We start from the raw sequence: 21,953 nt of genomic DNA, 5'->3' as shown, positions 1-21,953 counted from the left end.
AGATAAAATAAAAAACTAGAATTATTACTTGAATAACTTCTAGTTCTATAATACGAAAGCTGTAATTGAAAATATGTTAGTATCATAATCAAACTTCAAAATAGACCTTTTCAAGGTGCTTAAAAGTTCAGTTTTACCTTTGGCTGTAATAGTGTAAATAGTTTTATCTGGCATATTACCCTCTTTCTCGATTGTTCCGGAAATAAAATCTCTTTTTTCTAATGTTTTGATTGTCGCATAAACAGTAGAATCAGCTATATTGAACCACCACTTTACATTCATATAATTTAATTCTTTTATAATTTCATAGGCATTAACTGGTTTCTGATTAATCAAACCGAGAAGCATTGTTGCAGTTTTTGATAACATTATTTTCACTCTCCTTGATTATTTGATTTATTTATGATACTCTATATATAGAGCAGTCTATATAAACACTACTTCTAATTCAGATTATAACACATGCTAAAATTAAAAGAAAGGAGAAATTGTCAGTAAGTAGTTTCTTTTGCATAACCTTTTGCATAATAGAAACAAATAAAATTTTAGAAGAAAGTAAAAAGAGAGGTTAATATGACAGACTATAAAAATTTATCAAAATCTGCTTTTAATGTTCAAGCAAACACATATGATGTAGATAAAAACGGGAAACACGCAAGAGGGCAATATAAATATGTTCTAAATGAATTACAGCAGTTAGATTTTCAAAAAATCTTAGATGTTGGATGTGGTACAGGGGAAATATTAAAAAGCATTACAGAAAGATATTCTTTTGCGCAACTTTATGGACTTGATATTTCGGAAGAAATGTTAAAACAAGCAAATGATAAATTAAAAGGAACTGCTACATTGATACTTGGAGATGCGGAAAATATAACCCTTGAAACGAATAGTTTTGATTTGCTTTTATGTACAGATTCTTTTCATCATTATCCAAATCCTCAGCAGGCAATCAGTGAGTTTTATAGAGTTCTAAAGCATGGAAAATTTTTGTTGATAGCGGACTACTGGAAACCTTTTCCCATTCGACAAATAATGAATCTTTTTATTTCTTACAGTAATGAGGGAGATGTAAAGATATATTCTAAAAAAGAAATTATAGAATTTTTAAAGCGAGGTGGATTTCAAGAAATCACTTACAAAAAAATTCAAAACTCTGGTTATTTGGTTATAGCAAAGAAAGCATGAATAATTATGTTTTTTTCAAAGGCACGTGATATTATGGGAAAATAATAGTTATTTCACTTTCAGAAAATGAAGAACAAATTCTTACTCAAACAGTCAGATGGTTGTCGGATAAATTTAATTGCTCTGCGGTTGTTCTCGAACCACAACAACAAGAATTTTCCATTGACCCTTGACCGCTATGCCGGATATATTGCCCATATGGAGACGAATAATATTGATTCACACAGAAACAGCTATCAAGTTAATTTTTTATTCCCATAAATGCAAAATAATCAAAAGTTTTGGGATTACAATCCAAAACTTTTTCTTTTGCAAAAGAGGAAAAATATAGTGAATCCCGAAGTTATACAGTATGTCATGTGTTATTCAGATGCACAGATCACAATGAATGTCTACAATCATATTGCAGAAAAGTCTTATGTGGAGAATGAAATGTCTAAAATGAACTTGCAAGAAACCGTGCCTGCTGCAGTATAAAACATAGGTCGCTATCGTAAAAATGTGATCAAATCAAGAAAACGAAATAATTAGCACACACCTCTTGTTATTGTGACGTTGGTTTTGTCTAGTTTCATATAGTCCCGTAACGCCCTATTTACAAGGACTTCACGGATTTTGAAAATTTGTAGCTGTTCATCAAAAATCGTCATTTTTCAGAAATTTGGGGTCAAAATTGGCGTCAGATAGCACACCAGAGAGAAAAATTAAATATTTTATAGACTATGGAACGTACACTTTTGGCGTTCCTTTTCTATTTCCAGTCGTTCAGAAATGGACGGCTTTTTTCATACCCAAAATCGAAAGGAGAAAGAGAAAATATGAATAAGCTAGTAAAGCGATTGCTGACAGGAACACTTGCTTTTGCAACCATTCTCACGGCATTACCAGTGACGGCGGTTCATGCTTCCGGCAATCAATATTGGACAGAATCATCAGAACGTGTCGGCTACATTGAACACGTTATGAATGATGGTTCTATCAAATCTACATTCAATGAGGGACACATGAAAGTTGAGGGCGAAACTGCCTACTGCGTGGACATCAATACCAGTTTCAAGAATGGATATAAAACACGTTCTGACGCAAGCTCCCGTATGAGTAGCGATCAGATTGCGGACGTTGCTCTATCCTTAGAGTACGTCAAGCAATATACCGCTTCTCATACGAACTTGAATTACAAACAGGGATACTTGCTGGAACAGTGTGTTGTCTGGCAGAGGTTGAGTGAACAGCTCGGCTGGCAGTGCGATAACGTCAGAGCTTCCTATAATGAAATCTCACAGGCAGTACAGAATGAAGTTTACGCTGGTGCGAAAGCATTTGTGAAAGCAAATAAGGGACGCTATGAATGTGGCGGTTACATTTATACTGGCGAAGGACAGGACATCGGTCAGTTCTGGGCGAAGTTAAATGTAGGAAATGCAAAGGTCAAAAAAACTTCTTCCAATCCAACGGTCACAGATGGCAATGCCAACTATTCCTTTGAGGGTGCGACATTTGGTGTCTATTCTGATAAGGGCTGTAACAGCCAGCTTGCCACACTTACTGCCGATGGAAACGGCGATACCAAAGAAGTTGAGGTAAAAGCCGGAACAGTTTACATCAAAGAACTTTCCGCACCAAAAGGTTACAAGCTGGATTCTACTGTCCATGCCTTAAATGTGGAAGTTGGAAAAACAGCGACATTAACTGTTGCTGACACTCCAAAGGTCACAGAGACTTTGATTGATTTATTCAAAATTGACATGGAAACAGGAAAATCTACTCCACAGGGAACTGCTTCTTTAGAGGGTGCAGAGTTCACATGGAGCTATTATGACGGATACTACAATGCAGATAATCTACCTGCAAAAGCTACCCGTACATGGACAACCAAAACCGTTGCCGAAAAAGACAGTGACGGAACTATCCATTATGTATCTAGACTTGCCGACAGCTACAAAGTATCCGGCGACAGCTTCTATACACAGGACGGTAAAAATGTATTGCCACTTGGTACACTCACTGTCACAGAAACAAAAGCACCAAACGGCTACTTATTAGATGGTGCATATATGCAGGCTGACGGAAGTTCCGAACAGATTAAGGGAACGTACCTTACACAGATTTCCGAAGATGGCGAACTTGCCGTACTTTCTGGAAGCAACCAGTATTCCGTATCTGACAAGGTTATCCGTGGCGGTGTAAAAATCCAGAAACGTGACCTTGAAACAAAGGATACCAAAGCACAGGGAAGTGCGACCTTACAGTACACAGAGTTTAACATCATTTCCTTAAATGATAATCCTGTACTGGTTGAGGGGAAATTATATAACAAGAATGAAACCGTAAAGAAAATTCAGACAGGCATTGACGGAATTGCTTCTACTTCTGCTGATTTACTCCCTTACGGAAATTACAGATTAGAAGAAAGCAAAGCACCAGAGGGCTATTTGACAGACGGTGCAAAAGCAATCGACTTTTCTATCACAAAAGATGGAAAAATCGTGGACTTGACCGATAAATCCCACTCTGTCTACAACCAGATTAAGCGTGGCGATATTGAGGGTGTAAAAATCGGTGCAGGTACACACAAACGTCTTGCAGGTGTTCCGTTTAGAATTATAAGCAAGACAACGGGAGAATCCCATATTGTAGTTACTGACAAAAACGGTCAGTTCTCCACTGCTTCAAGCTGGGCTTCCCACAAGGTCAATACCAATGCCGGAAAATCCAGTGAGGACGGTGTATGGTTTGGAACTTCTGAACCAGACGACAGCAAAGGTGCATTACTTTATGATACTTATGTGATTGAGGAATTAAAGTGTGATTCCAACGCCGGATTTAAGTTGATTCCAGCTTTTGAGATAGTCGTATCCAGAAATAAAGTGACCATTGATTTAGGTACGCTTACCGATGAATACGAAAAAGAAATCACAATCCATACCACAGCTACCGACAAGAAAACAGGCGAAAAGATGATTGTTGCCGGAAAAGACATCAAGATCGTGGACGAAGTCACACTTGATGGATTGGAAACAGGCAGAAAATATAAACTTTCCGGCTGGCAGATGGTAAAGGAAGAAAACGCCGAACTTCTGATTGACGGGAAACGTGTAGACAGTGATTACACTTTCACTGCTGACAGCGAAAAAATGACTGTTGAGATTACTTACAGTTTTGATGGTTCAGCTCTTGGCGGTCAGAACCTTGTTACCTTTGAGGAATTGTACGATATGAGCAATCCAAAAGAGCCTGTCAAGGTTGCCGAACATAAAGACATCAACGATGATGGACAGACTGTTCTTATCACAGAACGTATCATCAAAATCCATACGACCGCTACGGACAAGAACGGCAAGAAAGAAATCGAAGCCGGAAAAGATGTAACGATTGTGGATAAAGTCACATTAGATGGGCTGGAAGTTGGAACAAAATATAAACTTTCCGGCTGGCAGATGTTAAAGGAAGAAAGCGCCGAACTTCTGATTGATGGAAAGAAAGTATCCAATGATTATGAGTTTACAGCCGACAATGAAAAAATGACGGTTGAGATTGCATTTACCTTTGATGGTTCTTCTCTTGGTGGAAAGAGCCTTGTTACATTTGAGGAATTATACGATATGACTAATCCAGACGAACCAAAGAAAGTGACAGAACATAAGGACATCACAGACGATGGACAGACTGTGACAATCAAGGAAGTGCCGGAAGTCCCAGACACACCAAAGGATACTGACACGCCGGATACACCATCTACGGTTAAGACAAGTGACAGCCCAAAAACAGGCGACAATACCAATATCTATGCTTACCTTGCCATGCTCGGTCTTTCCTGCGTAGGGCTTGGCGGTATGCTTTACTTCAAACGCCGTAGAAAGAAATCATAAGGTGGTAATGTAGCGGTTGGTAGAGTGTTCAAGGTCGCCACCCTTTTTGCAACTTCACGCTCCCGTGAAGCTCTGATTTACGGGAGCGTGAAGTCCACTAGGGGCGTGGGGAGTGTAGCTCCCCACAAAGTACAGCAGGAAAGAAAATAAAACAGAAAGAAAAGAGGTCAATCATTTATGGAATTAAGATTTGTCGTACCAAACATGGAAAAGACATTCGGGAACTTGGAGTTTGCCGGAGAAAATACTACGGAACAACAGAGAATCAACGGGCGTATGGCTGTTATTACCAGAAGCTACAACCTGTATTCCGATGTGCAGAGAGCCGATGATGTAGTTGTGACACTTCCTGCCAAAGCTGGCGAAAAGCATTTCTCGCCAGAGCAGAAAGTAAAACTTATCAACCCACGAATCACTACTGATGGCTATAAAATCGGAGAACGTGGATTTGTCAATTACATCTTACTTGCAGACGATATGTTACCAGCAGAAAATAAATGAGGGGGTATTCAGATTATGAGATTAGCAAATGGAATTGTCATTGATAAAGAAAAGACTTTCGGAGTGTTGAAGTTCTCCGCATTACGCCGTGAAGTTCATGTGCAGAATGAAGATGGGACGGTCAGTGAAGAAATCAAGGAACGTACTTACGATTTAAAATGCAATACACAGGGACGCATGATACAGGTATCCGTTCCGGCGACTGTTCCATTAAAGGACTATGACTACAATGCCGAAGTGGAACTTATCAACCCTGTTGCGGATACGGTAGCCAATGCAAATTACCGTGGTGCAGATGTGGACTGGTATGTAAAAGCAGACGATATTGTTTTGAAGAACAAAGGCACTCATGCCGGAAATCCACAGAACAATGTTTCACAGCAACCGCCGAAGAAATAAGTTTGTAACTAATGGATTTTCATTGTATTGTTCAAATGGGGTTGATATAATATAAAAAAATCAAATCGGAATTTGAGGTGATGAAACTATGGCTGAAATACAAATTGCATGGTTAGAATTGATGACAGTTGGAGGTCTTGGTGTAATATTAGTTCTACTAGGAGTTACTTTCAATATCATTGTAAAAAGACAGAATAAATTGTGTACAAAAAAGACAGACGGTATTGTTAAACAATATGGGTTTCCTGGAAATGGAAGAGTGTACCCAATCGTTGAGTACTTTGTGAATGGAACTTGTTATAAAGCAAAGAAAAAATTTTGAGGAATTATAACAACGCAACTATCAGGAGTACCTGTACCGATGAAATCAGAAGTCTATGAAGATGAAAAAGGATGGCTACATGTAAAAACTGGAGCTATTGCAAATTTACGTCAATTTGCGGAGCAGTTGTGGCCTATCAACAGTAAGATGACAGTTTATTATAATCCAAACAATCCTAAAAAGTGTTATGTTGATAGACCAATTTCAAAAAGTTTTACTTCCATGATGTTTATCATAATGGGGACAGTAACAATACTCTCGAGTGTACTGGTATTCTTTTTGATGCAGTTATAAATTGCAAAAGATAATTGCTAATCAGACAACTTCAAGTTTTATAAGTTAGCTTATATGTTCCAAACAATTAAACCAACATTTAAGGAGATGGGAAAATGAATTTTACCGATGAAAAAGATTACATCATGCGAATGATAAAAGAAATGGTGAGAGTATTATTTTCATTAGCCTTTGGGAAAAAGTATGTTTCTGTTGAACTTGAAAAAGAAAACAAGTATGAAGTATCGGGAAAAAATTTGAAAATTTTTCTTAATATGATTGATTTAGGACAGATTAACGAAGCAGAGAACATACTTTTAGATAGCATTGACTATACAAACAAAAACGAAGTAATGGCAGTGGCTCTTTTTTATCAGTACCTTAGTGAAAAAGATAATCAGTTTTTGGAAAACAACAATTATACAAAAGAAGAAGTGCTTTCTGGTTTCAAACAATTACTTATGAAATCGGGATATAGCGATTTGCTTTATTTGCTCAAATATGATGAGTAACACAGAATTAAAAAATCAGCCTTTATAATTTTATATTTATATTCACAAAGCAGTTAGTCTACATGATTAACTGCTTTTCTTACGTCCAAAGAAAGGAGTTTATATGAAAGTATGGAAAAACTCTAAAGGTAACAGGATTCGTGCCAGTGACAAATCACTGGTCTATCATTTCTGTATCGGCTGGTTGTTGCTCCTGTTCGTTGCGGTATTCCTGCTACTGAACCTGCGACAGCTCCTTGTTACCAACTGGAAAGATTTTAACCTGCTCCATGCCGGAATCACATGGACTGCCTACAATTCCATTACGGTTCTGATAGCGACTGGTGTTTGTGCATTGGTCGTTTTTCTCTACTACCGTTACGGATATGACCGTATCAAGCGGTTGTTACACCGACAAAAGCTGGCTCGTATGGTGCTGGAAAATAAATGGTATGAAGCGGAAAACACCAAAGACAGCGGTTTTTTCACTGACCTGCAAAGCAGATCAAGAGAAAAAATCGTGTGGTTTCCGAAAGTCTATTATCAGATGGACAATGGATTGTTGCATATTTTGTGTGAAATCACAATGGGAAAATATCAAGAACAGCTCCTGTCCTTAGAGGATAAGCTGGAATCGGGGCTGTACTGTGAACTTACTGACAAAACACTGCATGACGGATACATCGAATACACCCTGCTCTATGATATGATAGCGAACCGTATTTCGATTGATGAAGTGATTGCCGAAAATGGTGGTCTGCGGTTAATGAAAAATTTGGTGTGGGAATATGATTCACTTCCCCATGCCCTTATTTGCGGTGGTACAGGTGGTGGAAAGACATATTTTCTATTGACCATCATTGAAGCCCTGCTTAGAACCAATGCGGATTTATACATTCTTGACCCGAAGAACGCTGACCTTGCAGACTTGGGAACGGTCATGGGAAATGTCTACCACACGAAAGACGATATGATTGACTGCGTCAATGCCTTTTATGAGAGCATGGTCACACGCTCGGAAGAAATGAAACTGCACCCGAACTACCGTACAGGGGAAAACTATGCCTATCTGGGGCTTGCTCCACAGTTCCTTATCTTTGATGAATATGTGGCGTTCTTGGAAATGCTCACGACAAAGGAAAGCACTGCCCTGTTAAGCCAGTTAAAGAAAATCGTCATGCTTGGCAGACAGGCTGGATACTTTCTGATTGTAGCTTGCCAGCGTCCAGACGCAAAGTATTTCGGGGACGGTATCAGAGATAACTTTAACTTCCGTGTGGGGCTTGGTCGCATGAGTGAACTCGGCTACGGTATGCTCTTTGGAAGTGATGTGAAAAAGCAGTTTTTCCAGAAGCAAATCAAAGGGCGTGGATACTGTGATGTGGGAACAAGCGTCATATCGGAATTTTACACTCCCCTTGTACCCAAAGGCTATGATTTCTTGGGTACGATTGGGGAACTTGCAGAAAGGAGAACAGAAAAAAAGGCTCTGGAACAATCCGAAGCCTTACTTTAATTTCAAGATGTCATTAGGTGTGCAGTCCAGATATTCACACAACTTTGCTAAGATGGAGAAGTCGATTCTGGTTACTTTATTTTTGCAGTAGTTGTTGAGCTGTGTCCTTTGTAAATTACAGGCTTCACAGACTTTGTTTTTACTGATATTCTTTTCTTTGAGAAGATTTTCTAAATCCATGTATACTGTCATTTTTGTTTACCTCGTCTTTTAATCAAATTATAAATATAGCTGTATTGAAAAATAAGCTGTTTTGCTCTACACTTGTACTGTAATACAGGTGTACGGAGGAAATTAAAATGATAAGAAAACGGACAATAATTATAGTAATCACTATACTTCTGCTCTTGGCAGGAAGCCTGTCTTACCTGCAATGGGGACGGCAGATGGACGTATCTTCTTCGTCCGGCTCTGGCTCTGATAACCATTATGAGCTACGGGCGTCGGTCATACTCAACACTCTGGTCGTGACCGATCAACAGAAATGTGCGGAACAAATATTTGAAAAATGCAGGGACAATTCTTTTCACAGTGTCCGTTTCAGTTATGATATTCAGATTCCCCACGCACTTTCTGTTACGGTCTACAAGAACCAGAAAGACGCTGAATCCGGCAACTCGGCATTTCGCTTTTCCTATCAGCAGGAGAACCAGATAGACGGTTCATACAATATTGTGGACAATCCAGAAAAATTTACTCTGGAAATGGAATAATTGCACACATAAGGCAGGACGGACAGGTGGCGTGCGGAGCGAAAGCCACAGGTACGGACTAGCCTTGCTGGTGTGGCGGTAGCCACGCCAGCATATATTAAGCCCCTCGGTATCTAACAGAGGGGCACAAATCACAAGGAAACATACACAAAAGTTACCGATTCTTGGCTGAAATCAAGCGTTTGGTAGCTTTTTTTACTGCTGTGACATCGGATAAAAAATGTCACAGTTTTTTCGTAAAGGGGGTATCGCACTGAATGATACAGAGTGGATACAGGATTTTGCAGACAGGCGTTTGCAGTACGGTGTATCCCAGACGAAACTTGCGGTCATGGCTGGAATCAGCCGTGAACATTTAAGCCGTATCGAATCCGGCAAGGTGGCGGTCACAGAAGAAATGAAAGTAAAACTTTTGGAAGCTCTGGAAAAATTCAATCCAGAAGCACCGCTTACCATGCTGTTTGATTATGTGAGGATACGGTTTCCGACACTGGATATTGGACACATCATTAAGGACATCTTACAGCTCAATATCCAGTACATGATACATGAGGACTTCGGGCATTACAGCTACACGGAACACTACTACATTGGAGATATTTTCGTATATACTTCCCCCGATGAAGAAAAAGGTGTCCTGCTGGAACTGAAAGGAAAAGGCTGTCGCCAGTTTGAAAGTTATCTGCTGGCACAGGAACGGAGCTGGTATGACTTCCTTATGGACGCTCTGGTGGACGGCGGTGTGATGAAACGTCTTGACCTTGCCATCAATGACCATACGGGAATGTTAGATATTCCAGAACTGACCGAAAAATGCCGGAATGAGGAATGTGTATCGGTGTTCCGTTCCTTTAAGTCCTATGCTTCCGGCGAACTGGTCAAGCATGAGGAACAGGACAAGGCTGGTATGGGGTATACGCTTTATATCGGCTCATTGAAAAGTGAGGTGTACTTCTGTGTTTATGAAAAAAGCTATGAGCAGTACATCAAACTTGGGATTCCCATTGAGGAAGCACCGATAAAAAACAGATTTGAAATACGGTTAAAAAATGAACGTGCTTATTATGCTGTCCGTGACCTGCTGACTTACTATGACGCTGAACGGACGGCATTTTCTATTATCAACCGTTATGTACGCTTTGTGGATAAGGAAGCAGACAAGAAACGGAGCGACTGGAAATTATCTGTCCGCTGGGCGTGGTTCATCGGGGAAAACAGAGAGCCGTTAAAGCTCACGACCAAACCCGAACCCTACACACTGGACAGAACCCTACGCTGGATTCAACGGCAGGTTGACCCGACACTCAAAATGCTGGAAACAATCACAGCGAAAACAGGGATTGATTATCTGAAAGAAATCCGTAAATCCACGAAACTGACGGAAAAGCACTACAAGATAATCGAACAACAGACCACATCAACCGAAGATGTAATTTTAGAAAAGGAGAATTGAAAAATGCAACGATTATTATTTGACTTCCTGTTCTTCTCTTTAGGTGGAACAGTTGGCGTGATTGCCATGTGTATTTTACAGGCTGGCAGACAGTCTGACCGAAAAATGATGGAACTGAAAGGAGAAAAGAAAGCATGAATTTTGGACAGAACCTTTATAACTGGTTTTTAAGCAACGCACAGAGCCTTGTGCTGATGGCGATTGTTGTTATCGGAATCTACTTGGGATTCAAGCGTGAGTTTTCCAAACTTATCGGATTCTTGGTAGTTGCCTTAGTCGCCGTTGGTCTTGTATTCAATGCGTCCGGCGTAAAAGACGTATTGTTACAGTTATTTAATAAGATTATTGGAGCGTAAAATTAAGAATTCCACATTTTGAACACAAACTTGTGGTAATATACTAATATCATTAAAATGTTTAAAGGAGATTCTTATTATGGTTAGATACAGTATTGAAATCGGACAGCAAGAACAAGATATTTTAAAAGAAATCGTTTTAGCCAGTGATAAAAATGTAAAGAAACGTAAATTTGCAACAGGGTTATCGTCTGTGATGGCTGTCATAATGTTAATATATACGATTCTTTGTTTTATGAATAGTCGTATTGGGTATGGTATTATTGGATTATTATTTTCGGTTTTCTTTATCTGGATTATCATAAACGGAGCTAACACATTTCAGAAAAAAGTAATAAATATTGTTCATTCAAAGATGGATAATAAATTGACTTCGGGAAAACGTGAATATTGTTTTGATACCGATGGTATTACAGTTAGTTCTGATATCGGTAACGGGACTAATCATTGGAACGCCTTTAAATGTTGGGGGATTTTCAGAAATTACATATATATCAGAACAATAAAAAATGAAATGGTTCTTGTTAATCAAAATGATTTGTCTGAAAATGATGTAAAAGAGTTAAAATCCCTTTTGAGTCAGAATTTAAAAGAAGAAACGCTTTAATATTGTTTTAGAGTTAAGCAGTCTTTCAGTTATGATCGACTGCTTTTTTCATACTCAAAATTAGAAGAAAGGACTGAATTACGATGGAAGAATGTAGCGTATTGATTGAAACGACCAAATCAGCAGAGGATAAAACCTCTCGCTGGTTTGATTTACCCATTGATTATGAGCTGTTCCGTGACCTGCTCGGCGTGAAAGCTGACAGCAATGATTATCAGATTATAGATATGAAGCTCCCCTTTGCTGGCGACATTGTAAGGACAACTTCTGTCAGACGATTAAACAAGCTATACTTTGCTTACACGGATTTATCGCCAGAAGTTCAGCAGGCATACAAAGAGTTGATTCCGTATTGTGGCGGTGTAGAGGATTTATTGCAGAAATCAGAAGAATTTCTGTTTTATCCAGAGTGTCACAACATCATGGACGTTGCCCGCTACCGCTTGGAGCATAACATTGAATTTTCTGCTCTCTCCGAAAAGGGAAAGAAATATTTTAATCTGGAAGCCTACGCCCATGAACTGGACGAAAAAGGACGTTATGCTGTCTGCAATAATGGAATGTTTAAACTTTGACAGGTGGTATTGCTTATGGCAGAAATGAAAGTATTTGTTATCAATCTTGATGAACAGGAAAAAGATACAGGCTGTGCATGGTTTACACTTCCCTGCAACATAGAAGCATTAAAACAATCCATTGGCTTACCGCCGGACAGTGACCGTTATCTTATCAGTGATTATGATTTTCCTTTTGAAATCCTGCAAGATACAGACCTTGACCTGTTAAACAATGTCTGCCTTGCAATTTCGGAGAGTGAAATTCCACCCGAAGATATACCTGCAATTCAAAGAGAATGGTTTTCAAATCTGCAAGAGCTGGAAGCCGGACTTGGCAGTATTACATACCATCGGAACTGTTCAGATATGAAAAAAACATCAGAACATTTCTTATGTGTGCATGGCAGATTTTATGAATACAATGAGTGAAAGGAAGTGAACCGCTTATGATTGATGATATGCAAGTCTATATAGCCAATCTTGGCAAGTACAATGAGGGAGAACTGGTCGGGGACTGGTTCTCTTTTCCGTTGGACGAAGAAGTGATTGCAGAACGTATCGGCTTAAATGCAGAGTACGAAGAATACGCAATCCACGATACGGACAACTTCCCTATGGAGATTAGCGAATATACTTCCATCGAAGAACTGAACCGTATCTATGAGCAGTTGGAAGAATTACCAGACTACCTGCTGGACGACTTGGACAGTTTTGTATCCTATTATGGCAGTCTGGAAGAACTGGTGGAGCATAAAGACGACATCATTCTGTATTCCGGCTGTGAAACGATGACCGATTTAGCCTACTATCTGATTGATGAAGAACAGGTACTCGGAGAAATCCCGTCCTCTTTACAGAACTATATCGACTACGAAGCCTACGGGCGTGACCTCGATATAGAGGGGACATTTATTGCAACAAACGCTGGTATCTGTGAGGTACTGCGTTAAGGGCTGGCAGATCAGCACCGCCACTGGTGCTACTGTCAGCTTTTCTCTTGGGGGCAGTCTGGGAAATCCGGCTGTCCCTGTTGTTAGGAAAATGAAGAAAGGAGCATTTACAAGTGAAGAAAATCCGAAGTTATACAAGTATCTGGAACGTGGAAAAGGTACTGTATGCCATCAATGATGTAAACCTGCCATTCCCTGTAACCTTTACCCAGATTACATGGTTTGTGCTGACGGAATTTATTATCATTCTGTTTGCAGATGTACCGCCACTTTCCATGATAGAGGGTGCATTTTTAAAATATTTCGGGATTCCCGTTGCCCTCACATGGTTCATGTCACAGAAAACCTTTGACGGGAAAAAGCCATACAGTTACATCAAGACGATGGTTCTGTATGCCCTGCGTCCCAAAGTGACTTATGCCGGAAAAGCCGTGAACCTGCATAAGCAGAAATTTGAGGAAACTATCACGGCAGTAAGGAGTGTGACCTATGTTCCCGATTAAATATATCGACAACAACCTTGTCTGGAATAAGGACAATGAGGTGTTCGCCTACTATGAGCTGATACCGTACAATTATTCGTTCTTATCCCCAGAACAGAAATACCTTGTGCATGACAGTTTTCGTCAGCTTATCGCACAGTCCCGTGAGGGAAAGATTCATGCGTTACAGATTGCAACCGAAAGTTCAATCCGAAGCATACAGGAACAGTCAAAGAAACTGGTAACGGGAAAATTAAAGGAAATCGCCTATCAGAAAATAGACGACCAGACCGAAGCCCTTGTATCCATGATAGGCGACAATCAAGTGGATTACCGTTTCTTTCTGGGATTCAAGCTCATGGTCACAGAGGACAAAGTCAATCTGAAGAACATCAAAAAATCGGTATTTCTGACATTCCGTGAGTTTTTGAATGAGGTAAGGCACACGCTGATGAATGACTTTGTTTCCATGAGCAATGATGAAATCAACCGTTATGTGAAGATGGAAAAACTGCTGGAAAATAAAATCTCCCGTAGGTTCAAAATCCGCCGACTGGAAGCCAAAGACTTTGCGTATCTGATGGAACACCTCTACGGCAGGGACGGGATAGCCTATGAAGATTATGTGTATCCTCTACCCAAAAGAAAATTAAAAAGAGAAACTCTGATTAAGTATTATGACCTTATCCGTCCTACCCGTTGTGTGGTGGAAGAAAGCCAGCGATATTTGCGTCTGGAACATGAGGACAGCGAAAGCTATGTATCCTATTTTACAGTCAATGCCATTGTCGGAGAACTGGACTTCCCATCATCGGAAATCTTTTATTTCCAGCAACAGCAGTTCACATTCCCTGTGGATATGTCCATGAATGTTGAGATTGTCGGGAATAAGAAAGCCTTAACCACTGTCCGTAACAAGAAAAAGGAATTAAAGGACTTGGACAATCACGCCTATCAAGCCGGAAATGAAACAAGTTCAAATGTAGTGGAAGCCTTGGACAGTGTCGATGAACTGGAAACAGATTTAGACCAGAGCAAGGAAAGTATGTACAAGTTAAGTTACGTCATACGGGTGTCTGCACCCGATCTTGACGAACTGAAACGCCGTTGCGATGAAGTCAAGGACTTTTACGATGATTTGAATGTGAAGCTGGTTCGCCCTGCCGGAGATATGATGGGACTGCATGGAGAATTTCTTCCAGCCAGCAAGCGTTATATCAATGATTATATCCAGTATGTGAAATCCGACTTTTTAGCCGGACTTGGTTTCGGTGCTACTCAGATGTTGGGAGAAAACATAGGAATCTATATCGGCTATTCCGTGGATACGGGAAGAAATGTCTACCTGCAACCGTCCCTTGCCAGTCAAGGGGTAAAAGGTACGGTCACAAATGCGTTAGCTTCTGCCTTTGTGGGTTCGCTTGGCGGTGGAAAATCATTCTGTAATAACCTGCTGGTATATTATTCCGTCCTGTTCGGTGGACAGGCGGTTATCCTAGACCCGAAAAGTGAGCGTGGGAACTGGAAAGAAACTCTGTCGGAGATTGCAGAAGAAATCAACATTCTAAACATTACCAGTGATTCCAGCAATCAAGGACTGTTAGACCCGTATGTGATTATGAAAGATGTCAAGGACGCTGAAAGTCTTGCCATCGACATTCTTACATTCCTTACAGGAATTTCTTCAAGGGACGGCGAAAAGTTCCCTGTCCTTAGAAAAGCTGTCCGCACGGTATCCCAGAACACAAACCACGGGCTGTTGCAGGTCATTGAGGAACTGCGAAAAGAGGATACCGCCGTATCCCGTAACATTGCAGACCATATCGAAAGTTTTACGGACTATGATTTTGCACAGCTTTTGTTCTCGGACGGTTCGGTGGAAAATGCAATCAGTCTGGATAACCAGCTCAACATCATACAGGTTGCAGATTTGGTTCTGCCGGATAAGGATACTACCTTTGAGGAATACACGACCATTGAACTGTTGTCGGTATCCATCTTAATTGTTATCAGTACCTTTGCCCTTGACTTTATTCACAGTGACCGAAGCATTTTTAAAATCGTGGACTTGGACGAAGCATGGGCGTTCTTAAATGTGGCACAGGGCGAAACCCTCTCAAACAAGCTGGTGCGTGCTGGTAGAGCCATGAACGCCGGAGTATATTTCGTGACACAATCCTCTGGGGACGTATCGAAAGAAAGTCTGAAAAATAACATCGGCTTAAAGTTTGCGTTCCGCTCCACAGATACCAATGAAATCAAGCAGACCTTAGAGTTTTTTGGGCTGGACAGCGAAGATGAAAACAACCAGAAACGGTTGAGGGACTTGGAGAACGGACAATGTTTAATGCAGGATTTATATGGGCGTGTCGGTGTAGTACAGATACACCCTGTCTTTGTAGAACTGCTCCATGCTTTTGATACCAGACCGCCGATAAAAAGTGAGGTGGATTTGGAATGATGAAATCTGTCACAAAAGAAAAGGTATTCCATGTGCTGAAAATGATTCTGCTTGCCATAACGGTAACGCTGGTACTGCTGTCCCTGCTTGGGACGGTGGCTCATGCGTCTGGACTGGTCGATGATACAGTCAATGCAGACAATCTTTATTCCAAATATCCGCTTTCCAATTACCAGCTTGATTTCTATGTGGATAATAGCTGGTCTTGGCTTCCGTGGAACTGGCTGGACGGCATTGGAAAATCCGTACAGTATGGTCTTTACTGTATCACGAACTTTGTCTGGACAATCAGCCTGTATCTTAGCAATGCCACAGGATATGTGGTGCAACAGGCGTATAAGCTGGACTTTATCAATGACATGGCAGACAGTATCGGGAAAAGTATCCAGACACTTGCCGGAGTGAGCGAAAACGGATTTTCCAGCAGTGGATTCTATGTGGGATTCCTGCTCATCATCATTCTGATTGTTGGAGTTTATACCGCCTATACAGGACTTCTCAAACGGGAAACCAGCAAGGCACTTCATGCTGTTATCAATTTTGTGGTGGTATTTATCGTATCCGCTTCCTTTATCGCTTATGCTCCTAATTATATACAGAAAATCAATGATTTCAGTTCGGACATCAGCACCGCTTCTCTGGACTTGGGGACAAAAATCATGCTCCCCGATTCACAAAGCAAAGGCAAGGACAGCGTAGACCTTATCCGTGACAGCCTGTTTGCGATACAGGTACAGAAACCGTGGCTGTTATTGCAGTTCGGAAACAGTGATACCGAAGAAATTGGAGCTGACCGTGTGGAAGCTCTGGTATCTGCCAGCCCATCAGACGAAGATGGAGAAACAAGGGAAAATGTTGTAAAAACAGAGATTGAGGATAACGACAATGACAATCTAACGATTCCGCAGGTCGTCAACCGTCTTGGCATGGTGTTCTTCCTGCTCATCTTCAATCTTGGCATTACTATTTTTATCTTTCTGCTTACCGGCATGATGTTGTTTTCCCAGATACTATTTATCATATATGCCATGTTTTTACCTATCAGTTTTTTACTGTCCATGATACCGACCTATGAGAACATGGCGAAACAGGCAGTTGTCCGTGTGTTCAATGCCATTATGACAAGAGCTGGAATTACATTGGTTGTGACGGTGGCATTTTCGATTTCCAGTATGTTCTACAACATTTCCACAGACTATCCGTTCTTCATGGTGGCGTTTTTGCAGATAATCTGTTTTGCCGGAATCTACATGAAGCTCGGAGAGCTAATGAGTATGTTCAGCCTTAATGCCAATGACAGCCAGCAGATAGGTCGCCGGATTTTCCGTAGACCGATGGTGTTCATGCGACACAGGGTAAGACGTATGGAACGCCGAATTGCAAGGGCTGTCGGTGCTGGAAGTGTTGCAGGTGCGGTGGCTGGTGCTGGTGCAGTTGCTGATTCTGCTTATAATCACGCTCGTACTACATCTAAAACTACGCCTGCCAGACCACAAAGGAACAATGATGTTTCAATGGGAAGCCGTGTTGGTTCTGCGGTAGGTGCTGTGATGGATACGAAAAATAAAGTCCGTGACGGTGCGTCCACTCTGAAAGAAAATGTGAAAGACTTGCCGACACAGGCTGGTTATGCTGTCCACTCTGCAAAGCAGAAAGCAAAGGACAATGTATCAGACTTTAAGCGTGGCGTTGTAGAAGAACGGGAAAACCGACAGGAACAGCGTACACAGAAACGCAACCTGCACAGGGAAAATATCTCACAGAAAAAACAGGAATTACAGAAAGCACAGGAAGCAAGACAGACAGTTCATGCGAATGGATCAGCGACAGCCGGAGCTACCAGATGCCATGAACGCCCTGTTGCCACACCTGTTCCAAAACCCGCACAGACCGATACGGTAACGAAGCCGGATATGAAACGTCCTGCTACTTCTCCTGTGATAAAAAATGCAGAAGTCAAGGCTGGAAAAGAAACTGTCCGAACCAATATCAGACAGGAACAGCAGGTTAAATCTGTTGCCAGAACAAACCAGCCAAACGTAGCGGAATCCAGAAGTAATCGAAAGAAAACAACCGTACAGAAACAGGTCAACCAAAAACAAAATCGTAAGACTGTTACGAAGCAACCAGAGAAAGGACGGAAGAAATGAGATTAAAGCGTATCCTTATCATAGGTACGATATTTCCTGTCCTTTTCTCCATTGTCCTCTTTTTCGGGATATTGATTTCCGGCGAAGATGACGACAGTTCAAACAGCCATTCGCCTGTCTATTCCGGCATGAACCTGTCAGCCGATGTCCTCAAACATCAGCCGATGGTAGAAAAATACGCCAGAGAAAACGGTATCTCGGAGTATGTGAACGTCCTGCTTGCCATCATACAGGTGGAAAGTGGCGGTACGGCTACCGATGTCATGCAGTCCAGTGAAAGTTTGGGACTACCGCCAAACTCATTAAGTACAGAAGAATCCATTAAGCAGGGGTGTAAATATTTTGCGTCCCTGCTTTCTTCCAGTAAAGCCAAAGGTATGAATGACATTAACGTGGTCATTCAATCTTATAACTATGGTGGTGGCTATGCAGACTATGTGGCGAAGAACGGGAAAAAGCACAGCTTCAACCTTGCAGAGAATTTCGCAAAGAATAAATCCGGCGGTGCAAAAGTAACTTATACGAACCCAATATCGGTCAGTAAAAATGGTGGCTGGCGTTATAACTACGGGAATATGTTCTATGTGGAGCTGGTCAACCAATATCTGAATATAAAACAGTTCAGTAACGAAACGGTACAGGCGGTTATGAATGAAGCGTTGAAGTATCAAGGCTGGAAATATGTCTATGGTGGCAGTAACCCAAACACCTCTTTTGACTGTTCTGGTCTTACCCAGTGGTGCTACGGAAAAGCCGGAATCAGCCTGCCACGAACCGCACAGGCACAGTATGACGCAACCCAGCATATCCCGTTGTCACAGGCACAGGCTGGCGATTTGGTCTTTTTCCATTCCACCTACAATACCAGCGACTATGTAACCCATGTAGGAATCTATGTGGGAAACAATCAGATGTATCATGCCGGAAATCCAATCGGCTATACCGATTTGACCTCTGCCTACTGGCAACAGCACATCATTTGTGCCGGAAGAATCAAACAATAGAAAGGACTTGAAATATGTTTAAGAAGAAAGAAAAAACAGAGAAAGCACCTAAGAATAAGAAAGTGCGTACCATGAAAGTCGGGACACATAAGAAATCTGTCCTGCTGTTGTGGGCGGTGCTTTTGGCAAGCACCAGTTTTGGTGTGTATAAGAACTTTACCGCCATTGACACCCACACGATACATGAAAAAGAAATCATTCAGCTAAGATTGAACGATACTAATGGTATTGAGAATTTCGTCAAGAACTTTGCGAAAGCCTACTATACATGGGATACCAGCAAGGAAGCCATTGAAGCAAGGACAACGGAAATCAGTAAATACCTTACAAAAGAATTACAGGACTTGAACGCCGATACCATCCGAACCGATATACCAACCAGTGCCACTGTTACAAATGTGCTGGTCTGGAATGTAGAACAGTCTGGAACGGACAATTTTACCGTTGCCTACGAAGTAGATCAGCAGGTAAAAGAGGGAGAACAGACACAGGCAGTCACAGAAAACTACACCGTGACCGTTCATGTGGATAAGGATGGTGCAATGGTCATTACCCAGAATCCTACCCTTGCTCCGGCAGTACAGAAATCAGAGTATGAACCGAAAGTACAGGAAGCCGATGTCAGTGTTAGCTCTGACACAGTCAAGGACGCTACCGCTTTCTTGGAAACATTCTTCAAACTGTACCCAACAGCTACAGAGAAAGAACTTGCCTACTATGTCAAAGACGGTGTGCTTGCTCCTGTATCCGGCGATTATGTATTTTCAGAACTGGTAAATCTTGTCTTTACCAAAGATGGCGATAACCTCAAGGTCAGTGTGTCTGTGAAATATCTGGATAACAAATCGAAAATGACACAAATTTCGCAGTATGAGCTTGTGCTTCATAAGGACGATAACTGGAAGATTGTAGAATAAGTTTGTAAAAAATGCTAAAAGAATATCATGGTAAATAATTTATAAAAAGTTATTTACCATGACATTTATTTTTGAATCAAATATTGTTCTCCCCAATTACATAGTTCATCAAGAATGGGTGTCAGTGTTTCCCCGAATTTTGTTAAAGAATACTCTGTTTTTGGAGGAACAACTGGATAAACCTTACGGTTAATAAGTCCATCTTTTTCAAGCTCTCGAAGCTGTTGAGCTAGCATTTTATCAGTCGCTTTCGGAATTAGTTTATGAATTTCATTGTACCGTAACGTTTTGTTCATTAAATGCCATAAAATAACAGCTTTATATTTTCCACCAATAAGTCGAATGGTTGCCTCAACTGGACAGCTAAAACCACAACAATTATTTCCCATAATATCTTCACTTCCTTTTTGGATAGTATATTACAAAATAGTGCATTCTTGTATAAAAATACTATTTCAGATAGAATTATAGTACAGGTTGACCTAATATACAAGAATTAAGGAGATTTTAATATGTCATTATTAGATATTGCTAAGAAAAGATATTCTGTTAGAAAATATGAAGATAAACCAGTTGAAAAAGAAAAGTTAGAAAAAATACTTGCTTGTGCTCATGTTGCACCAACTGCGGCGAATTTACAGCCGGTTAAATTGTTAGTGGTACAGGACAAAGAGCGATTAAAAAGCATTGCTAAAGCTGGAAATATTTACAATGCTCCACTGGCAATTATCGTTTGTGCAGACCATTCAAAGGCATGGACAAGACCTTTCGATAATAAACAGACGACAGATATAGATGCTTCTATCTTAACAGATCATATGATGTTGCAGGCGACAGAATTAGGATTAGGAACTGTATGGGTATGCTTTTTTAAACCAGATGTAATCAAGAAAGAATTTCAGTTACCGGATAATTTAGAGCCTATCAATATTTTGGCTATCGGTTATGGAAAAGGTATTGCAGAAGATTCAGAACGTCATTCAGAAACACGTATTCCTATGGAAGAATTAGTTTCTTATGATTATTTATAAATTTGGACAGAGATTATAGGTTGGGACAAAAGGCTTGCGTCATACTCTATATAGTATGCTCCGCAAGCCTTATTTCCATATATTCTATTTTGTTGTAGCTTTAAAAAGTCGTTCTGTACCGCTAATTTCAGCTAAGACAATATCCGTCATACGTTGTAGATTGGCAACATGATATGGATTAACTTGTTTTTCCCATTCTTCTGTATGTTGTTTTTGAATACCAGCAAGATATTCTTGTAAAACGGTCATACGCTGTTCTAACAGCGTCTTTTGTTCTTTTTCTGGTAAACAATCAAGGAAAAATGCTGTGATAGAAAAAATATTCGTATCATAATCGAACTTCAAAAAAGAAGTTCGCAAAGTCTCCAAAAATACTGCTTTTCCTTGTTCCGTGATTGAATAAACAGTTTTATCGGGCATATTACCGTCCTTCTGTATTTCACCAACGAGATATTGCTTTTTCTCTAGAGTTTTAATTGTGGCATATACAGTAGACGTTCCAATATTGAACCAATACTTGATATTCATGTAGTCTAAAGTTTTAACAATTTCATAGGCATTAAGTGGTTGATGAGTAATAAGCCCTAAAAGCATAGTAGCTGATTTTGATAACATATATTTCACACTCCTTGACAAATACAATGATTTAAGATACTCTATATATAGAGTAGTATTATATTATATTACTCTAGTTTGATTATAACACGAATATC

At 40.5% G+C, this 21,953-nt stretch carries 27 protein-coding genes; 23 read left to right on the top strand and 4 right to left on the bottom strand.

Features of this window, described 5'->3' with window-relative positions; translation table 11 throughout:
- Window positions 1-45 precede the first annotated feature (45 nt).
- Window positions 46-369, bottom strand: coding sequence for a PadR family transcriptional regulator (locus tag DW269_RS04240; RefSeq protein ID WP_117458687.1), 324 nt, complete (start codon window positions 367-369; stop codon window positions 46-48).
- Window positions 370-573: 204 nt separating this feature from the next.
- On the opposite strand from DW269_RS04240, the gene DW269_RS04235 reads away from it, so the two are divergent.
- The 9 genes from DW269_RS04235 to DW269_RS04195 all read left to right on the top strand — a co-directional run bounded on the left by DW269_RS04235 (window position 574) and on the right by DW269_RS04195 (window position 8,559).
- Window positions 574-1,188 carry a class I SAM-dependent methyltransferase gene (locus DW269_RS04235; protein WP_117458686.1) on the top strand — a complete coding sequence of 205 codons (615 nt, stop codon included), beginning with the start codon at window positions 574-576 and terminating at the stop codon, window positions 1,186-1,188.
- Window positions 1,189-1,518: 330 nt separating this feature from the next.
- Window positions 1,519-1,665, top strand: coding sequence for a hypothetical protein (locus tag DW269_RS04225; RefSeq protein ID WP_199409908.1), 147 nt, complete (start codon window positions 1,519-1,521; stop codon window positions 1,663-1,665).
- A 341-nt stretch (window positions 1,666-2,006) separates the two neighbouring features.
- Complete coding sequence (locus DW269_RS04220) at window positions 2,007-5,057, top strand: VaFE repeat-containing surface-anchored protein (protein ID WP_117458685.1); 3,051 nt, start codon at window positions 2,007-2,009, stop codon at window positions 5,055-5,057.
- 177 nt (window positions 5,058-5,234) lie between these two features.
- Entirely contained in the window at window positions 5,235-5,558 is a 324-nt protein-coding gene (locus tag DW269_RS04215; RefSeq protein ID WP_005334875.1) for a YdcP family protein, read from the top strand.
- A 15-nt stretch (window positions 5,559-5,573) separates the two neighbouring features.
- Window positions 5,574-5,957 carry a YdcP family protein gene (locus DW269_RS04210; RefSeq protein WP_117458684.1) on the top strand — a complete coding sequence of 128 codons (384 nt, stop codon included), beginning with the start codon at window positions 5,574-5,576 and terminating at the stop codon, window positions 5,955-5,957.
- Between the two features lie 88 nt (window positions 5,958-6,045).
- Window positions 6,046-6,279: a hypothetical protein gene (locus DW269_RS12735; RefSeq protein WP_199409909.1), complete on the top strand. Its 234-nt coding sequence runs from the start codon at window positions 6,046-6,048 to the stop codon at window positions 6,277-6,279.
- Window positions 6,280-6,318: 39 nt separating this feature from the next.
- Entirely contained in the window at window positions 6,319-6,573 is a 255-nt protein-coding gene (locus DW269_RS12730) for a hypothetical protein (protein ID WP_199409911.1), read from the top strand.
- Window positions 6,574-6,668: 95 nt separating this feature from the next.
- Entirely contained in the window at window positions 6,669-7,064 is a 396-nt protein-coding gene (locus DW269_RS12725; RefSeq protein WP_008704173.1) for a DUF6483 family protein, read from the top strand.
- A gap of 103 nt (window positions 7,065-7,167) precedes the next feature.
- On the top strand, window positions 7,168-8,559 hold the full coding sequence (locus tag DW269_RS04195; RefSeq protein ID WP_117458683.1) for an FtsK/SpoIIIE domain-containing protein: 1,392 nt from the start codon (window positions 7,168-7,170) through the stop codon (window positions 8,557-8,559).
- Here the strand turns inward: DW269_RS04195 and DW269_RS04190 are convergent.
- Window positions 8,551-8,739, bottom strand: a complete 189-nt coding sequence (locus DW269_RS04190; protein ID WP_226814521.1) for a helix-turn-helix transcriptional regulator — start codon at window positions 8,737-8,739, stop codon at window positions 8,551-8,553. The genes DW269_RS04195 and DW269_RS04190 overlap by 9 nt on opposite strands.
- Before the next feature lie 206 nt (window positions 8,740-8,945).
- Between DW269_RS04190 and DW269_RS04185 the strand changes: the two genes are divergently transcribed.
- The 13 genes from DW269_RS04185 to DW269_RS04120 all read left to right on the top strand — a co-directional run bounded on the left by DW269_RS04185 (window position 8,946) and on the right by DW269_RS04120 (window position 20,209).
- A complete protein-coding gene (locus DW269_RS04185) occupies window positions 8,946-9,272 on the top strand; it encodes a hypothetical protein (RefSeq protein ID WP_233503269.1) in 327 nt (108 codons plus the stop codon).
- A gap of 220 nt (window positions 9,273-9,492) precedes the next feature.
- A complete protein-coding gene (gene mobT / locus DW269_RS04180) occupies window positions 9,493-10,725 on the top strand; it encodes a MobT family relaxase (protein ID WP_005423183.1) in 1,233 nt (410 codons plus the stop codon).
- 3 nt (window positions 10,726-10,728) lie between these two features.
- On the top strand, window positions 10,729-10,863 hold the full coding sequence (locus DW269_RS04175) for a DUF3789 domain-containing protein (RefSeq protein WP_005611092.1): 135 nt from the start codon (window positions 10,729-10,731) through the stop codon (window positions 10,861-10,863).
- On the top strand, window positions 10,860-11,081 hold the full coding sequence (locus DW269_RS04170) for a hypothetical protein (protein WP_004844214.1): 222 nt from the start codon (window positions 10,860-10,862) through the stop codon (window positions 11,079-11,081). The genes DW269_RS04175 and DW269_RS04170 overlap by 4 nt, the downstream gene beginning before the upstream one ends.
- A gap of 79 nt (window positions 11,082-11,160) precedes the next feature.
- Window positions 11,161-11,688, top strand: a complete 528-nt coding sequence (locus tag DW269_RS04165; protein WP_005334889.1) for a YcxB family protein — start codon at window positions 11,161-11,163, stop codon at window positions 11,686-11,688.
- 83 nt (window positions 11,689-11,771) lie between these two features.
- Window positions 11,772-12,263 carry an antirestriction protein ArdA gene (locus DW269_RS04160; RefSeq protein ID WP_117458681.1) on the top strand — a complete coding sequence of 164 codons (492 nt, stop codon included), beginning with the start codon at window positions 11,772-11,774 and terminating at the stop codon, window positions 12,261-12,263.
- Window positions 12,264-12,278: 15 nt separating this feature from the next.
- Window positions 12,279-12,674 (top strand): hypothetical protein, encoded by a 396-nt coding sequence (locus DW269_RS04155; RefSeq protein ID WP_117458680.1) that lies wholly within the window; start codon window positions 12,279-12,281, stop codon window positions 12,672-12,674.
- A 20-nt stretch (window positions 12,675-12,694) separates the two neighbouring features.
- Entirely contained in the window at window positions 12,695-13,195 is a 501-nt protein-coding gene (locus DW269_RS04150) for an antirestriction protein ArdA (RefSeq protein ID WP_199409913.1), read from the top strand.
- A gap of 113 nt (window positions 13,196-13,308) precedes the next feature.
- Window positions 13,309-13,698 (top strand): conjugal transfer protein, encoded by a 390-nt coding sequence (locus DW269_RS04140; RefSeq protein ID WP_005611098.1) that lies wholly within the window; start codon window positions 13,309-13,311, stop codon window positions 13,696-13,698.
- The gene (locus DW269_RS04135; RefSeq protein ID WP_117458678.1) at window positions 13,685-16,138 is read left to right on the top strand and encodes an ATP-binding protein; all 2,454 of its coding nucleotides are present in this window, start codon (window positions 13,685-13,687) and stop codon (window positions 16,136-16,138) included. The genes DW269_RS04140 and DW269_RS04135 overlap by 14 nt, the downstream gene beginning before the upstream one ends.
- A gap of 41 nt (window positions 16,139-16,179) precedes the next feature.
- Window positions 16,180-18,288 (top strand): CD3337/EF1877 family mobilome membrane protein, encoded by a 2,109-nt coding sequence (locus DW269_RS04130; protein WP_370446082.1) that lies wholly within the window; start codon window positions 16,180-16,182, stop codon window positions 18,286-18,288.
- Entirely contained in the window at window positions 18,285-19,292 is a 1,008-nt protein-coding gene (locus DW269_RS04125) for a lysozyme family protein (protein WP_117458676.1), read from the top strand. The genes DW269_RS04130 and DW269_RS04125 overlap by 4 nt, the downstream gene beginning before the upstream one ends.
- Before the next feature lie 14 nt (window positions 19,293-19,306).
- Window positions 19,307-20,209: a conjugal transfer protein gene (locus tag DW269_RS04120; protein WP_117458675.1), complete on the top strand. Its 903-nt coding sequence runs from the start codon at window positions 19,307-19,309 to the stop codon at window positions 20,207-20,209.
- Between the two features lie 65 nt (window positions 20,210-20,274).
- Here DW269_RS04120 and DW269_RS04115 read toward each other — a convergent pair whose 3' ends face one another.
- Entirely contained in the window at window positions 20,275-20,598 is a 324-nt protein-coding gene (locus tag DW269_RS04115) for a helix-turn-helix domain-containing protein (RefSeq protein ID WP_117458674.1), read from the bottom strand.
- Window positions 20,599-20,721: 123 nt separating this feature from the next.
- On the opposite strand from DW269_RS04115, the gene DW269_RS04110 reads away from it, so the two are divergent.
- A complete protein-coding gene (locus tag DW269_RS04110) occupies window positions 20,722-21,240 on the top strand; it encodes a nitroreductase family protein (RefSeq protein WP_025579184.1) in 519 nt (172 codons plus the stop codon).
- A gap of 84 nt (window positions 21,241-21,324) precedes the next feature.
- On the opposite strand, the gene DW269_RS04105 is transcribed toward DW269_RS04110, so the two are convergent.
- Window positions 21,325-21,855 (bottom strand): PadR family transcriptional regulator, encoded by a 531-nt coding sequence (locus DW269_RS04105; RefSeq protein WP_055158612.1) that lies wholly within the window; start codon window positions 21,853-21,855, stop codon window positions 21,325-21,327.
- Window positions 21,856-21,953: the final 98 nt, after the last annotated feature.

It is taken from the genome of Catenibacterium sp. AM22-6LB (assembly GCF_003435615.1).
Classification (GTDB): Bacteria; Bacillota_I; Bacilli_A; order Erysipelotrichales; family Coprobacillaceae; genus Catenibacterium; species Catenibacterium mitsuoka_A.
Note: the sequence above shows the minus strand (reverse complement) of the source record. Positions and strands in the feature narration are given on the sequence as shown.

Coding starts and splice junctions, on each gene's coding strand:
- mobT (WP_005423183.1), top strand. CDS start 9,493: ATGTCACAGTTTTTTCGTAAAGGGGGTATCGCACTGAATGATACAGAG.
- DW269_RS04125 (WP_117458676.1), top strand. CDS start 18,285: ATGAGATTAAAGCGTATCCTTATCATAGGTACGATATTTCCTGTCCTT.
- DW269_RS04195 (WP_117458683.1), top strand. CDS start 7,168: ATGAAAGTATGGAAAAACTCTAAAGGTAACAGGATTCGTGCCAGTGAC.
- DW269_RS04220 (WP_117458685.1), top strand. CDS start 2,007: ATGAATAAGCTAGTAAAGCGATTGCTGACAGGAACACTTGCTTTTGCA.
- DW269_RS12735 (WP_199409909.1), top strand. CDS start 6,046: ATGGCTGAAATACAAATTGCATGGTTAGAATTGATGACAGTTGGAGGT.
- DW269_RS04240 (WP_117458687.1), bottom strand. CDS start 369: ATGTTATCAAAAACTGCAACAATGCTTCTCGGTTTGATTAATCAGAAA.
- DW269_RS04175 (WP_005611092.1), top strand. CDS start 10,729: ATGCAACGATTATTATTTGACTTCCTGTTCTTCTCTTTAGGTGGAACA.
- DW269_RS04185 (WP_233503269.1), top strand. CDS start 8,946: ATGGACGTATCTTCTTCGTCCGGCTCTGGCTCTGATAACCATTATGAG.
- DW269_RS04135 (WP_117458678.1), top strand. CDS start 13,685: ATGTTCCCGATTAAATATATCGACAACAACCTTGTCTGGAATAAGGAC.
- DW269_RS04130 (WP_370446082.1), top strand. CDS start 16,180: ATGATTCTGCTTGCCATAACGGTAACGCTGGTACTGCTGTCCCTGCTT.
- DW269_RS12730 (WP_199409911.1), top strand. CDS start 6,319: ATGAAATCAGAAGTCTATGAAGATGAAAAAGGATGGCTACATGTAAAA.
- DW269_RS04165 (WP_005334889.1), top strand. CDS start 11,161: ATGGTTAGATACAGTATTGAAATCGGACAGCAAGAACAAGATATTTTA.
- DW269_RS12725 (WP_008704173.1), top strand. CDS start 6,669: ATGAATTTTACCGATGAAAAAGATTACATCATGCGAATGATAAAAGAA.
- DW269_RS04120 (WP_117458675.1), top strand. CDS start 19,307: ATGTTTAAGAAGAAAGAAAAAACAGAGAAAGCACCTAAGAATAAGAAA.
- DW269_RS04115 (WP_117458674.1), bottom strand. CDS start 20,598: ATGGGAAATAATTGTTGTGGTTTTAGCTGTCCAGTTGAGGCAACCATT.
- DW269_RS04160 (WP_117458681.1), top strand. CDS start 11,772: ATGGAAGAATGTAGCGTATTGATTGAAACGACCAAATCAGCAGAGGAT.
- DW269_RS04105 (WP_055158612.1), bottom strand. CDS start 21,855: ATGTTATCAAAATCAGCTACTATGCTTTTAGGGCTTATTACTCATCAA.
- DW269_RS04155 (WP_117458680.1), top strand. CDS start 12,279: ATGGCAGAAATGAAAGTATTTGTTATCAATCTTGATGAACAGGAAAAA.
- DW269_RS04210 (WP_117458684.1), top strand. CDS start 5,574: ATGAGATTAGCAAATGGAATTGTCATTGATAAAGAAAAGACTTTCGGA.
- DW269_RS04170 (WP_004844214.1), top strand. CDS start 10,860: ATGAATTTTGGACAGAACCTTTATAACTGGTTTTTAAGCAACGCACAG.
- DW269_RS04235 (WP_117458686.1), top strand. CDS start 574: ATGACAGACTATAAAAATTTATCAAAATCTGCTTTTAATGTTCAAGCA.
- DW269_RS04110 (WP_025579184.1), top strand. CDS start 20,722: ATGTCATTATTAGATATTGCTAAGAAAAGATATTCTGTTAGAAAATAT.
- DW269_RS04215 (WP_005334875.1), top strand. CDS start 5,235: ATGGAATTAAGATTTGTCGTACCAAACATGGAAAAGACATTCGGGAAC.
- DW269_RS04190 (WP_226814521.1), bottom strand. CDS start 8,739: ATGGATTTAGAAAATCTTCTCAAAGAAAAGAATATCAGTAAAAACAAA.